A 12,697-nucleotide genomic window follows, 5' to 3' on the forward strand; every position below is an offset into this window, starting at 1 on the left:
GCCGGGAACATATCGGCCCTTCGAGAGTTGGCGCAGGAGGAGGACCGCACCGCAATGAACGCGAGGAAGAGGATTGCCGTCGGAGCTTTTTGAAGGATGACCTTCGCTTTCGAGAAGTGTTGCAGATGAAGATTGCCCAGATCGCCCCCCTTACCGAAGCCGTGCCGCCGCGGACCTATGGCGGGACCGAGCGAATAGTTTCATATCTGACTGAGGAGCTTGTTCGACAGGGGCATGACGTGACCTTGTTCGCCAGCGGTGATTCACGCACTTCCGCCGAATTGGTCCCGTGTTGCGATATTGCATTGCGCCTGAATCCCAGGGTTCGGCACGACATTCCCCACCACGTGATGATGCTTGAACAGGTGCGCAGGCGGGCCGATGAATTCGACGTGCTGCATTTTCACATCGATATTTTCCACTTCCCGGTAGTCCGGGACTTTGCCGAGCGAACCGTTACGACGCTCCATGGACGGCTCGACCTCCCCGACCTGGCTCAGCTTTATTCGATGTTTGATGACATTCCGCTGGTTTCGATTTCTTACGATCAACGCTGGCCCATGCCGCCTGTCCGTTGGGCCGGAACGGTGTATCACGGTCTGCCTCGCGATCTTCTGCCGTTTCGCCCGAAAGCCTCGGGCTATCTCGCATTCCTCGGCCGCATCTCTCCGGAAAAGGGGCCGGAAACGGCCATTGAGATCGCTGCGCGTAGCGGAATGCCGCTGAAGATCGCCGCCAAGATCGACAAGGTAGACCAATCCTATTGGAAGGAGACGGTCGAACCCCAGGTGCTTCGAAATTCGAACGTGGAATTCATCGGCGAGATCGACGAACGGCGAAAAGCAGACTTTTTGGGCAATGCGGCAGCGCTCTTATTCCCCATCGACTGGCCGGAACCCTTCGGACTCGTAACCATCGAGGCGATGGCCTGTGGCACGCCTGTGATAGCGTTTAGGCGCGGCGCCGTTCCGGAGGTCGTCGACGACGGCGTGTCCGGGTTGATCGTCGACACGCTCGACGAAGCTGTGGACGCGGTACGGCGGATAAACGGCCTCGATCGTGCACAGGTGCGACGGACTTTTGAAGAGCGATTCACGGTCGAGCGCATGTGCCGCGACTATGCAGCGATCTATGGCTCGCTCTCGGACGACATAACGACCGCACTTGGTTCTCAAAACAAGCGCGCTAAAAATGCCGCAATGATGACTATGTCTACCTGACCGAGCAAGGAGACGGCTCGGCTGCTCGGATCAGCGCCTGAGCCGCCTTGGTCGCTTCTGAACGGGAGGTTGACCATGACCACTCAACTCGAAGACCGCAAGATTGATCCAGCCGTGGCGCTGCCGGCAATCGACGAAACGGCACCGCGCGAGCCGCATCGGCAATTTGCGCTGAAACACGAGGATTGTTTCGTCGTCGCAGACAGCTACGGTGACATACGCGGCACCGGCGACGGGCTTTTCCGCGACGACACGCGTGTATTGTCGCGCTTCCGTCTGTTCATTGGCGGCCGGATGCCGTCGCTGCTCGGCGCCTCGCTGTCGCAGGACAACATCCTATTCACCGCCAATCTTACCAATCTAGCCACTATCGGGCCGAATGGCAGCGAAGCATTGCCGGGCGTCGTCCACGTCGATCGGACGCGGTTCATCTGGCAGAACCGCATGTTCGAACGCATCAAGTTCACCAACTACTCCGCGCGCGAGGTGGTTCTGCCGGTCCGGCTCGACTTCGACGCCGATTTCCGTGACATGTTCGAGGTGCGCGGCACTACGCGTAGCCGCCGCGGTCGCGCGCATGACGCACTGGTCGGCGAGGCGAGCGTAACGTTCCGATATGAAGGCCTCGACAATGTGGCTCGTCAATCGGTCATCGCATTCTCGATCAAGCCCGATCAGGTGCACCCCGATCACGCCGATTTCCTCATTGTCGTGGCAAGGCGTGACAGCAGAGCATTGTACCTGGAGGTCGGCCACAGCGAAGAAACCCCCTCCAGCGACCGCTTTCGCGCGGCCGCTGCGCGAGCCCGCTTCGCCATGCGCTCAAAGCGCCGGCAGGGCGCCACCGTCTTCAGCTCCGGGCGCGTGTTCAATGACTGGCTGACACGCACACGCGCCGACATCGCGCTGCTGACGACCGATCTGGAGACCGGGCCATACCCGTATGCCGGCATCCCTTGGTTTTCGACGGCTTTCGGCCGCGACGGCGTCATTTCCGCCTTGCAGATGCTTTGGCTCAATCCGGACCTTGCTCGTGGGGTCCTGGCCTTCCTTGCCCACTATCAATCGACCGAGACCTCTGTATTCGACGATGCGGAGCCTGGCAAAATCATGCATGAAACCCGCAAGGGGGAAATGGCCGTGCTGCGCGAGCTGCCGTTCGGCCGCTACTATGGCGGCGTCGACACCACGCCACTCTATGTCTATCTGGCTTCGTCCTACGCCGATCGCACCGGAGACGAGGCGTTCGTCGATCGCATGTGGAACTCCCTGGGCGCTGCCACTGCGTGGATGGAAGAGGTCGGAGCCCGCAACGGGGAAGGCTTTGTAACCTACAACAGGGCGGCCGACACGGGTCTGTTCAACCAAGGCTGGAAGGACAGTTCCGATGCCATCTTCCATGCCGACGGCACGATCCCCAAAGGACCGATCGCATTGGTCGAGGTGCAAGGTTATGCCTTCGCCGCATATCAGGGAATGGCGGCGCTGGCCGCCAGGCGCGGCGACGACGCAAAGGCGGCGCACTGGAGCGCCCTGGCAGAGAGGATCCGTCAGGCGGTGGAGACGCATTTCTGGATGCCGGACCGCGATTTCTATGCTTTGGCAATCGACGGAGAAGGCAAGCAATGCGCGGTTCGCACGTCCAATGCCGGTCACCTGCTTTACGTCGGGCTGCCGTCGGCGGAACGGGCTCAGTCAGTCGCCACCCAGCTGCTCTCTGGTCATCTCCATAGCGGTTGGGGCGTTCGCACACTGGCCGACGACGAGATCCCATTCAACCCGATGTCATATCATAATGGCTCGATCTGGCCGCACGACACCGCGCTCTGCGCCTCCGGTCTCGCCCGCTATCACGAGCGCGACAGCGTCGTGAAGCTGATGAGCGGTATGTTCGAGGCGGCGGTCCGTTTCAATATGCGGCTGCCAGAGCTGTTCTGCGGCTTTACGCGTGCCGCCAGCGATTCACCGGTGGCCTACCCGGTCGCCTGTCTGCCGCAGGCGTGGTCGGCTGGCGCCGCTTTCATGATGCTGCAGGCTTGCCTGGGCATTCGGGTTGACGGCTGGAAACGCGAAATCACCGTCGAACGCCCGCGGCTGCCGATCGGCATCGACAACATCGTTATCCGCCACCTGGCCATCGGCGAGGCGAAAGTCGATCTCATCTTCGAGCGCATTGGCGACCGTGTTGTGTGTTATCTCGACCACCGCCATGAGGGTCTGGTGCCTCTGGTGGTGCGCTCATAACTAAGGCTCCCCATGCGCTCCGTGATGGACACGGCCATCAATGACTACGGCGCAACTGGTACCTGCGCCGATCGCCAGCGCACCGACTGTAGGGTGATACCTGCGGCATCTGCGAGCGCTGGATTGAGTCGCGCCTGGGTGAGCCTCGACCAGGGTAAGTCGCAATCTGAAGGAATGGCATACACAGCCAGCCCAGCGCAAAACCTGTACGGAGACTCCGCCTGAAGCTCCTTCGGAGCTTTGGCTTCGAGCGCATTGATTGGTCGTGAGTTTAGTTGGTCTTCAACTGGCCGACGCGGTTTTCGGCAATCCAGCGGGCGGCAAGCACCAATGCGCCCATACTGAAATCCTTGCCGTGTTTGGCCACCATTTCTTCCGACAGCTTGGCGAGCCGTTCGAAGAATTCGTCCTTGCTCTCGTCCTCGGGGGTGGGTTCGGTTTGCATTTTGTGCTCCTTTTGCATGCGGCCTGCCTTTGCTATTTGAACATCTGTGCGGGAAAGGTGACGATCGCGGCGGTGCCGTCGGCTGCGCCCACTGCTAAATGGCGTCCGTCGCCGGACCAGACAAGCGCGGTCACCGCGCTGCCCAGCGGCCTGACGAGGAGTTCGTCTCGCGCGCCGATCTGGGCGATGGTGATCCGGCCGTTGGCATAGCCGGCCGCAATCAGTTTTTTCTCCGGGTGCGCAGCCACTGTCTCGACCGGAACCAGCCCGGCTCGGCCGGTCTCCAGCGCGCCCGAGGTGTCGCCGTCAAGTGGCGGAGCCGTCATCGACCAGCCGGCGATCCGGAAGGCGCCCGACGCAAACAGCGCATGCTCCGGCCGGCTCCAGCACAGTGTCCTGACCGGCGATGGAAATCCCGCGACGATGCCGTAGCGATCGTCGGTCATGCTGACCAGGGCAAAGCCGCCTGTTTCGAGCCCACAGGCCAGCCATGTGTCATCGCCACTCCAGCGGATCGACACCGGGCGCGCCGAAAAAGAAACGTCGCGTATCGGGGTAGCGTCGCCGTCGACCGCCCAGATCGATAGTCCATCATCCCGGCCGCAGGCTAGGCGCCTTCCGCCTGGCGAAAAGGCTAGCGCATCCGTGGACGGTGTCGCATCGTGTCGCAGTCGTACTGCATCGCCTTGGCCGCGTGCCAGGAAGACATCCTGGCCGTTGCTGGCGGCTGTGATGGCCGTCCGGGGGTTGTGGTCGACGGCGACGACCGGCCCGTCGATCTTGACCAGCGTCTCCATCACATTGCCGTCCGCGGCCAGATGCACCGCTTCGCCAGCCGCCGTTCCAACGAGGAAGCCGAAGGAAAAATAGCTGGCGAGCGGGACGTCTCCATCCCCCAACGCAGCGGTGGCGATCAATGGTGCCGGTGGCTTCTCCCGCGGGCGGATCGTCGTCTGGCCGAGATCGCCGCTCACCCTGATCCGCGATTCCGGCGGCTCCTGGTCCGCGACCGCGGCTATGGCGACCGTTCCGTCCACGCTGGTGCATGCGACAGCCGAGCCATCGGCGCTGAAGCGCAGGTTGGCGATCGCCGACGGGCGACGCCAGCTTCGCGCCAGCAGGTCGAACAAGGTCAGGTTCTGTATCGCGTGCTGGTTCATGACCATTCCCTTCGTCAGTTACCCACCGTCGCCGCGAGGCTGCGGTCGACGTCCTCGACGTCGGCTTCCGCGGCGGCGATGCGTTGCTCGCACCTCGCGCCTTCCTGCATGACCGCCGCGGCTCTCTCCTCCGCCTCATGCAAATCCTGCACCAGTTGCGCGCTGGCGCCGCTCCTGCCGATTTCGAGTTCCAGGCGCAGCACCTCCATCTCGATACCGGCGCGTTTCTGATCGAGCCGCAGCGCCTCGGCAGTCAGCGCGGAGACGTTGGCGACAAGATCGAGCCGGCGGGCGAGCAACATGTCACGCCTGGTAGTTTGCCCCATCGGATCCTCCATCATTTTTCGGTCCCAGCCGTCGGTCCGGTGGTTTTTCGAAAGCCGATAGCAATTTGGGCAATGTGCCGGCCTGCGACTGGAACTGTTTTTCGGCCGTTTCGATGTGGCTCTTGAGCTGATCCCAGATGTCGACACGGATCATCGATGTCGTATCGCCGGTAAGGCGCTCGATCTCCTCGACGCGGAACTGCCGCGACAGCGAAACGCCGGAAAACACGAAGTCGCGCAACAGGATCGCATGGTTCTCGATGAACAGATGGATCATCGGATGCGTTTCCGTGGTGACGCCGCCGGCGGCAAGCTCGGCCCGGATGAGGTCTTGGAAGTGGCTCTGGAGGCGATGTTGGCTCTCGCCCATAAAGCGCATGACAAAGACCAGGTCACTGGGCATCAGCCTGACAAGATCGCCGGTGACGCCATCAGCCTGGCTGGACATTGGCTCGGGCTGCCTCCGGCTGTCTTTGTCGTTCGCCACGGTTTTTCTCCAGTGCGAGGCCCGTCCATGAGCCATCGCCCTCAAATAGTAGAGAAAGGAGAAGAATAAAATAGATGATGTGTGTTTTTCAAATTTGCTGCGAATGCTAACTTGATATATCGCAATTGCGAATAGATATTAAATATTACATGCGTACGTTACAACTGTAAAAGAACGTTACAGTTGCCGTCCTCTTCATGTGCCGAAAGGGCGGCGATTTGTTTTTAGCGTCAGGCACGGGCGCCATTTTCAAGTTGGCACGGCGCTTGCTTTATACATTTCCACAAGAAGCCCATCGCGCTTTTGATGCGGTGCCAAAAGAACGAAGGAACGGAGGAAGCAGGTCACCTCGCTTCGATACGCCCATCGCATATGCGGTTGGCTCCGCGGTCCCTGCCAGACGCCTCGAGAACCTTTGCCACGATCCACTTGAATGGCCGGACCATGAGTCGCGCCTGACTGCGCAACCTTTGTCGTGCCGTTCGCACTCTCACTAGCGGTGCTGTGCGCCGCTCCATGCCGGGGGTCAAGGGACCTGCGGCTCAAACCTGGTGGAGGCTTATGACCATGACGTCTCTGACGCTCAACAAGATTACCTCGCAACGCGGAATCTCCGTCGGCGAGGCAACCAAGAAGATTGCCGATCTCGGCTGGAATCCTTCCTACGTCCAGGAAGCGATGACGTTTCCGACGGACTACAAGATCAACAAGACGCCGCGCGACCCGATGAAGCAGGTCCTGCGGTCCTACTTCCCGATGCAGGAAGAGAAGGACAACCGGGTCTACGGCGCGCTGGATGCGGCGCTGCGCGGCGACATGTTCCGCAATGTGGAACCGCGCTGGGTCGAGTGGATGAAACTCTTTCTGGCGATCATTCCCTTCCCGGAAATTTCGGCTGCCCGCTCGATGGCGATGGTCGCCCGTATCGCCCCTGGCGAGGAACTCAGGACCGGCTTCACGATGCAGATGATCGACGAGTTCCGGCACTCGACGATCCAGATGAACCTGAAGAAATGGTACATGGAAAACTACATCGATCCGGCTGGCTTCGACATCACCGAGGAAGCCTTCGGCAAATGCTACGCCACGACTATCGGCCGGCAGTTCGCGGAAGGTTTCATCACCGGCGACACCATGACTGCCGCCTGCATGTACCTGACCGTGGTGGCCGAAACCGCCTTCACCAACACGCTCTTTGTCGCCATGCCTTCGGAAGCCGCCCGCAACGGCGACTATGCGCTGCCGACCGTCTTCCTGTCGGTGCAGTCGGACGAGAGCCGGCATATCGGTAATGGCCACTCACTGCTGATGGCGGCTCTCAAGGAGCCGGAAAATCATCTGCTGCTCGAGCGCGACCTGCGCTATGCCTTCTGGCAGAACCACGCGATCGTCGATGCGGCCATCGGCACCTTCATCGAATACGGCACCACCAACCGCGACAAGAACAAGGAGTCTTACGCGGAAATGTGGCACCGCTGGATCTATGAGGATTACTACCGCACCTACATGCTGCCGCTCGAGAAATACGGCATCAAGGTCCATCACGACGACGTCCAGGCGGCCTGGGAACGCATCACCAAGAAGAACTATGTCCACAAGGTCGGACAGTTCTTCGCGGTCGGCTGGCCGGTCAACTTCTGGCGCATCGAAGCCCAGACCGACAAGGACTTCGAGTGGTTCGAGCACAAATATCCGGGCTGGTACGCCGAATTCGGCGACTTCTGGAAATGGTACGCCAAGCTCAGCCACAAGGGCGAGAAGGTACTGCTGTTCAACAGCGACGTCGGCTACGTCTATCCACATCGCTGTTGGTCCTGCCTTGTTCCCTGCCTGATCCGCGAGGATATGGTGGTCGGCGAGATCGACGGCCAGTTGCACACCTTCGCCCACGAACTCGACAAGTGGACTGCCACCGTGGCGTTCGCCGACGAATATCAGGGCCGTCCGACACCCGCGATGGGCCGCTTCAGCGGCAAGCGCGAATGGGAGACGCTCTATGACGGCTGGGATCTGGCCGATGCCATCAAGGACCTGAACTTCGTCCGCTCCGACGGCAAGACGCTGGTCCCGCAGCCGCATATGCGTTTCGCCGACAAGGAGATGTGGACGCTGGACGACGTGCGAGGCAACAAGCTCGGGTCGCCGCTCAACGCGCTGCGTGCCATGTCACCCGCGGACCGTGAGAAGCACCTGGCGGAATACCGGGCCGGCTTCACGATCACCCCCTGCAACTGATCAGGCCAAAGGGGGGCGGGTTCGTCCCGCCCCTTCCTTTCACTGGAGGTCCGTATGTCGGAAACCCACACGGTCAGGCTCAGCCCGGTCGGCGTCGAATTTGATGTCGAAAATGGCGAAACGGTACTCAACGCCGCTTTCCGCCAGGGCATCGCCCTGCCGCACGGCTGCAAGGAAGGGCAATGCTCGGCCTGCAAGAGCGTGTTACTCGAAGGCGAAGTCGACATGCTGAAATACTCGACTTTCGCGCTGAACGACATGGAGAAGGAGAGCGGCCACGTCCTTTTGTGCCGCTGCATCGCCTACTCCGATCTGGAAGTCGAGCTTCTCAACTACGACGAGGAGATTTTGGCGAAAGCGATCGCCGTGAAGACGTTCAACGGCCGGATTGCTCTGATCGAGCACCTGACCCACGACATTCGCGGCATCGAGATCGAACTCGGCTCGCCGATAAAGTTCTGGGCGGGGCAATATGTCGACATCACGGTTACCACGGAAAAAGGGGAGACGATTACGCGCTCGTTCTCCATGGCAAATACGCCGGACCAAACCGAAAAACTCTGCTTCATCATCAAAAAATACCCTGAGGGAAAGTTCTCTGGAGAACTCGATTCCGGAGGAATCAAGGTTGGAGCCGAAGTCACCGTCGTCGGACCCTACGGAACCTGTTTCCGTCGGGAAGAACGGCAAGGACCACTAGTCCTGGTCGGCGCCGGCTCGGGCATGTCGCCGATCTGGTCGATCCTCAACGACCATCTGAAGAGCGGCGAGAAACGTCCGGTCTATTTCTTCTACGGTGCCAGGACCCGCAACGACCTGTTCTATCTCGACAGGATCGCCGAGCTGGTCGGCCAGCATTCGGATGTCACTTTCATTCCCGTGCTGTCGCACGCGACTGATGACGCCGAATGGGAAGGCGAACGCGGTTTCGTACACCAGAGTGTCGATGCCAAGCTCAAGCAACTTGCGGTCGACGGGCAGGGCGATGTCCATGCCTGTGGCCCGCCACCGATGATTGATGCGCTTCAGCCGGTTCTATTCATGAACGGGTTCGAGACCGAGCGGATATTCTTCGACAAGTTCACCACATCGACAGGTGCTACGCCGACCCACTGAGGGGACGGCCACGCAACTGCAACCACAACTGCAACAAGGGAGTGAAGACTATGCCAGCTATCTCGAGTTCAGTCGGATCCGGAGCCGCCGGCGCGGCGATCTTTGCCGATTCCGACAGCCGGAAGTACCGGTATTTCGACCCGAAGGGCCAGCGCGCCACGCACTACGAAGACATGACGGTCGACGTGCAGCCTGACCCGGAGCGTTACTTGATCCAGGACTGGATCATCTCCTTTGCCGACGGCAAGGGCGCTTATGTCAAGCAGAACACTGCTGCGCAGAGCTCCAACTGGCATGCCTTTCGCGCCCCCGATCAGGAATGGGAACGCACGCACTACCAGCGCCAGTCGAAAATCGAGACGATGGTGCAGAGCGTCATCAACAACGCCCGCAAGTCGGGGGCGCCCAAGACCTTCGACAAGGCCTGGGTCAAGATTCTGCAGACGCAGCTCGGCGCCTGGAAGCACTCCGAATTCGGGCTCGGCACCTCGCTGATGCAGGCGCAGCGTTACGGCTACACCCAGATGATCAACAACGCGACGCTGACCAACTCGTCCTACAAGCTGCGGCTTGCCCAGGACATCACGCTCTACCTTGCCGAGATCGGCATGGACCTTCCCGGCTGGGACGACGAACTTGGCAAGAAGGCCTGGCTCAAGGACAACAACTGGCAAGGTACCCGCGAGGCGGTCGAAACCATCATGGGCGCGACCGACTATCTCGAACAGTATTTCGCCATCAACATCGTCTTCGAGCCGCTGGTCGGGGAGGCATTCCGCTCAGGCTTCCTGATGCAGATCGCTGCCGCCAACCACGACTTCATAACGCCTGCGGTGATCTCGGCAGCCGAGGCCGACTACGAACGCAACCTCGCCAACACGATCGACCTCATGCACATGCTCGCCAACGACGAGAAGCACGGCGCGGCGAACAAGAAGCTCTTCCAGGGCTGGGTCGAGAAACACGGCGCGCTCGCCGACAAGGCAGCCACCGGCCTGCAGCCGATCTGGTCGATGCCGCATTCCAAGCCGGTCGCCTTTGCGGATGTCCGTGCCAAATCCGAGGAACGGATTGGTCAGATACTCCGCGAACTTGGCCTCAAGCGCTGACACAGGGAGAAACCGTCATGTCAACTGCAGCACGCGACGCATCGCAATCCAACATCTTCAGGGCGATGAAGGACATCACCTTCGAACAGACGATTTCGCATCAGTGCGGCGTCACCATGAACGACTCGGTCGAGGCCAGAGCCATCGCCGAATTCATGGGCCTGAAGCCGAACGTGATCGTAACCTATCAACCGGCGATGATCCGGATCGATGGCACCGGCAAGCTGATCTTCAAGATGGATGAAATCAGCGAATATCTCGGCCGCGAGATGACGGCGGAAACCTTCGAGGTCAACAGCTCCACCCACTACGGGCGGATGGTGCGCATCGACGACAACACCGTGATCCTGTTCGGCAACATGGACGAGATGTTCGAATACATCGAATAGCCGGCAAAAAATCAGGCGTGCCGCCTGATTGCGGCACGCCGAACCGATCAACACGCATCTTGCGGAGGAAAGAATGTTTAGGACACCGGAAGGCAAGGACATTTTCGTGGTCGACGGCCACACCCATTTCTGGGACGGCAGCCCGGAGAACCAGAAGAATATTCACGGCAAGCAGTTCATCGATTGCTTCTACGCCTATCACACGGGGATGAGCCCCAAGGACCAGCTGTGGGAGAAGAGCAAGTTCGAGAAATACAGTGCCGACGATCTCTATCGCGACCTGTTCATCGACGGTCCAGACGATATGGCGATCGTCCAGTCGACCTATCTCAAGGACTTCTACAAGAACGGCTTCAACACGATCGAACGCAACGCCGAGGTGGCCAAGCGTTATCCGGAGCGTTTCATCGTCAACGGCGCCTTCGATCCGCGCGACGGTGAGAAGGCGCTTGAGTACATCCATTTCCTCAAGGAGACCTACGACGTCAAGGGCGTGAAGATGTACACGGCCGAATGGAACGGCGCCTCCAAGGGCTGGAAGCTCACCGATCCCGATGCCTACAAATGCTTCGAACTCTGCGACAAGCTTGGCATCAGGAACATCCACGTCCACAAAGGCCCGACGATCCTGCCGCTCAGCAAGGATGCCTTCGACGTGCATGACGTCGATCACGCGGCGACGGATTTCCAGGGCCTCAACTGGATCATCGAGCATTGCGGCCTGCCGCGCCTCGACGATTTCTGCTGGATCGCGACGCAGGAAACCAACGTCTATGGCGGGCTTGCGGTGGCGCTGCCCTTCATCCATGCCCGCCCGCGCTATTTTGGCGAGGTCATCGCCGAACTGCTGTTCTGGATCGGGCCGGAGAAAATCCTGTTCGGTTCCGACTACGCGATCTGGACGCCACGCTGGCTGGTCGAGAAATTCTGGGCCTACCAGATCCCCGACGACATCGCCGCAGAACGCGGCGTGCAACTGACCGACGAGATCAAGGAGAAGATCCTCGGTCTTAATGCCGCGCGTCTCTACAACATCGACATCGCAGCCAAGAAGAAGGCGCTCGCCAGTTCGCCCTTCAGCATCGCGGCGGAGTAGGGGCCATGGCAACGGCCGCCAGCGTTTCCGGCAACCGCGAGAAGGAGCTCTGGCGGTGCCTTGGTGAGGTCAACGACCCCGAACTCGACGAACCGATTACCGAGATGGGCTTCGTCGAGCGAGCCGTGATGACGGGCGATGGCAGCGTGGAGATAGATTTCCGCCTGCCGACCTACTGGTGCTCGCCCAACTTCGCGTTCCTGATGCTGGACGGCGTCCGCAAGGCGCTCGACCAACTCTCATGGTCGCCGGCCTATCGCGTCAAGCTGCACGACCACATGTTCGCGGAAGAGGTCAATCGCGGCATGGCAGCCGGCAAGACATTCGGCGATATTTTCGCTGAACTTGCCGAGGATCAGGATCTCGGCGCCTTGCGTGAAACCTTCAGGATGAAGGCATTCAAGCGGCGCCAGGAGGCGGTTTTGCGGGGCTTTCGGCAGCATGGTCTGACGGATCGGGAAATCCTCGGCATGGACCTGCCGGCATACGACGTCGCGCGGCTCGAGGCGGGCGAAGCGGCCAAACAGAAGCCGAGATACCGGGCGGCTCTGATCGAGCGTTTTCCCGGCCGCCGGGCGGATGATCCTGTCTTCGTGACCTGGGAAGGGCAACGCATACCGACTGCCGCACTCGGCGCCCATCTCGCTGAACTGCGCGGTGTGCGCGTCAATATGGAGTTCAACGGCGCGCTTTGCCGTGGGCTCAAGCAGACCAGATACAAGGAACTGGATGTGGTCGACGGCGAACCGACACTGGTCGATTTCATCATGGATCGCGTGCCGGCACGAGCCGCGCCGACCGCCTGAAGTAGAGCCGAAAACAACGGCCTCCCTCGCACGAGGCCCCTAACCAACAACCCGCCCGTAAGGC

General features: G+C 60.4%; 12 protein-coding genes. 8 read left to right on the top strand and 4 right to left on the bottom strand.

Translation table 11 applies throughout. The annotated features are described in order from the left end of the window. Nucleotides 1-125 precede the first annotated feature (125 nt). On the top strand, nucleotides 126-1,220 hold the full coding sequence (locus AC0L2K_RS03215; RefSeq protein ID WP_128172134.1) for a glycosyltransferase family 4 protein: 1,095 nt from the start codon (nucleotides 126-128) through the stop codon (nucleotides 1,218-1,220). A gap of 75 nt (nucleotides 1,221-1,295) precedes the next feature. After that, nucleotides 1,296-3,464 carry an amylo-alpha-1,6-glucosidase gene (locus AC0L2K_RS03220; RefSeq protein ID WP_473530595.1) on the top strand — a complete coding sequence of 723 codons (2,169 nt, stop codon included), beginning with the start codon at nucleotides 1,296-1,298 and terminating at the stop codon, nucleotides 3,462-3,464. Between the two features lie 271 nt (nucleotides 3,465-3,735). On the opposite strand, the gene AC0L2K_RS03225 is transcribed toward AC0L2K_RS03220, so the two are convergent. From AC0L2K_RS03225 to AC0L2K_RS03240, 4 genes are read right to left on the bottom strand one after another with little or no spacing between them, the layout of a single operon-like run. Next, the gene (locus AC0L2K_RS03225; protein ID WP_167366274.1) at nucleotides 3,736-3,909 is read right to left on the bottom strand and encodes a hypothetical protein; all 174 of its coding nucleotides are present in this window, start codon (nucleotides 3,907-3,909) and stop codon (nucleotides 3,736-3,738) included. Nucleotides 3,910-3,941: 32 nt separating this feature from the next. Beyond that, a complete protein-coding gene (locus tag AC0L2K_RS03230; protein WP_473530596.1) occupies nucleotides 3,942-5,069 on the bottom strand; it encodes a WD40 repeat domain-containing protein in 1,128 nt (375 codons plus the stop codon). A gap of 14 nt (nucleotides 5,070-5,083) precedes the next feature. After that, a complete protein-coding gene (locus tag AC0L2K_RS03235; protein ID WP_473530597.1) occupies nucleotides 5,084-5,395 on the bottom strand; it encodes a hypothetical protein in 312 nt (103 codons plus the stop codon). After that, nucleotides 5,373-5,882: a hypothetical protein gene (locus tag AC0L2K_RS03240; RefSeq protein ID WP_473530598.1), complete on the bottom strand. Its 510-nt coding sequence runs from the start codon at nucleotides 5,880-5,882 to the stop codon at nucleotides 5,373-5,375. Before AC0L2K_RS03240 ends, AC0L2K_RS03235 begins: the two co-directional genes overlap by 23 nt. Before the next feature lie 561 nt (nucleotides 5,883-6,443). Here AC0L2K_RS03240 and AC0L2K_RS03245 point away from each other — a divergent pair. From AC0L2K_RS03245 to AC0L2K_RS03270, 6 genes are all read left to right on the top strand, one after another. Next, nucleotides 6,444-8,117: an aromatic/alkene/methane monooxygenase hydroxylase/oxygenase subunit alpha gene (locus tag AC0L2K_RS03245; protein ID WP_023799652.1), complete on the top strand. Its 1,674-nt coding sequence runs from the start codon at nucleotides 6,444-6,446 to the stop codon at nucleotides 8,115-8,117. 54 nt (nucleotides 8,118-8,171) lie between these two features. Continuing rightward, nucleotides 8,172-9,233, top strand: coding sequence for an NADH:ubiquinone reductase (Na(+)-transporting) subunit F (locus AC0L2K_RS03250; protein WP_128167864.1), 1,062 nt, complete (start codon nucleotides 8,172-8,174; stop codon nucleotides 9,231-9,233). A gap of 50 nt (nucleotides 9,234-9,283) precedes the next feature. Beyond that, entirely contained in the window at nucleotides 9,284-10,342 is a 1,059-nt protein-coding gene (locus AC0L2K_RS03255) for an aromatic/alkene monooxygenase hydroxylase subunit beta (RefSeq protein WP_287394696.1), read from the top strand. A gap of 17 nt (nucleotides 10,343-10,359) precedes the next feature. Then, nucleotides 10,360-10,731: an MmoB/DmpM family protein gene (locus AC0L2K_RS03260; RefSeq protein WP_091589951.1), complete on the top strand. Its 372-nt coding sequence runs from the start codon at nucleotides 10,360-10,362 to the stop codon at nucleotides 10,729-10,731. Nucleotides 10,732-10,804: 73 nt separating this feature from the next. Further along, complete coding sequence (locus AC0L2K_RS03265; RefSeq protein ID WP_128245224.1) at nucleotides 10,805-11,827, top strand: amidohydrolase family protein; 1,023 nt, start codon at nucleotides 10,805-10,807, stop codon at nucleotides 11,825-11,827. Nucleotides 11,828-11,832: 5 nt separating this feature from the next. Continuing rightward, nucleotides 11,833-12,633, top strand: a complete 801-nt coding sequence (locus AC0L2K_RS03270) for an iron-sulfur cluster assembly protein (RefSeq protein ID WP_287394695.1) — start codon at nucleotides 11,833-11,835, stop codon at nucleotides 12,631-12,633. The last annotated feature ends 64 nt before the right edge of the window (nucleotides 12,634-12,697 follow it).

It is taken from the genome of Mesorhizobium sp. WSM4817 (genome assembly GCF_055811135.1).

Bases quoted from the DNA above. Each gene is read 5' to 3' on its own strand.
- AC0L2K_RS03215 (WP_128172134.1), top strand. From the start codon at position 126: ATGAAGATTGCCCAGATCGCCCCCCTTACCGAAGCCGTGCCGCCGCGG.
- AC0L2K_RS03250 (WP_128167864.1), top strand. From the start codon at position 8,172: ATGTCGGAAACCCACACGGTCAGGCTCAGCCCGGTCGGCGTCGAATTT.
- AC0L2K_RS03225 (WP_167366274.1), bottom strand. From the start codon at position 3,909: ATGCAAACCGAACCCACCCCCGAGGACGAGAGCAAGGACGAATTCTTC.
- AC0L2K_RS03265 (WP_128245224.1), top strand. From the start codon at position 10,805: ATGTTTAGGACACCGGAAGGCAAGGACATTTTCGTGGTCGACGGCCAC.
- AC0L2K_RS03220 (WP_473530595.1), top strand. From the start codon at position 1,296: ATGACCACTCAACTCGAAGACCGCAAGATTGATCCAGCCGTGGCGCTG.
- AC0L2K_RS03245 (WP_023799652.1), top strand. From the start codon at position 6,444: ATGACCATGACGTCTCTGACGCTCAACAAGATTACCTCGCAACGCGGA.
- AC0L2K_RS03270 (WP_287394695.1), top strand. From the start codon at position 11,833: ATGGCAACGGCCGCCAGCGTTTCCGGCAACCGCGAGAAGGAGCTCTGG.
- AC0L2K_RS03235 (WP_473530597.1), bottom strand. From the start codon at position 5,395: ATGGGGCAAACTACCAGGCGTGACATGTTGCTCGCCCGCCGGCTCGAT.
- AC0L2K_RS03230 (WP_473530596.1), bottom strand. From the start codon at position 5,069: ATGAACCAGCACGCGATACAGAACCTGACCTTGTTCGACCTGCTGGCG.
- AC0L2K_RS03260 (WP_091589951.1), top strand. From the start codon at position 10,360: ATGTCAACTGCAGCACGCGACGCATCGCAATCCAACATCTTCAGGGCG.
- AC0L2K_RS03255 (WP_287394696.1), top strand. From the start codon at position 9,284: ATGCCAGCTATCTCGAGTTCAGTCGGATCCGGAGCCGCCGGCGCGGCG.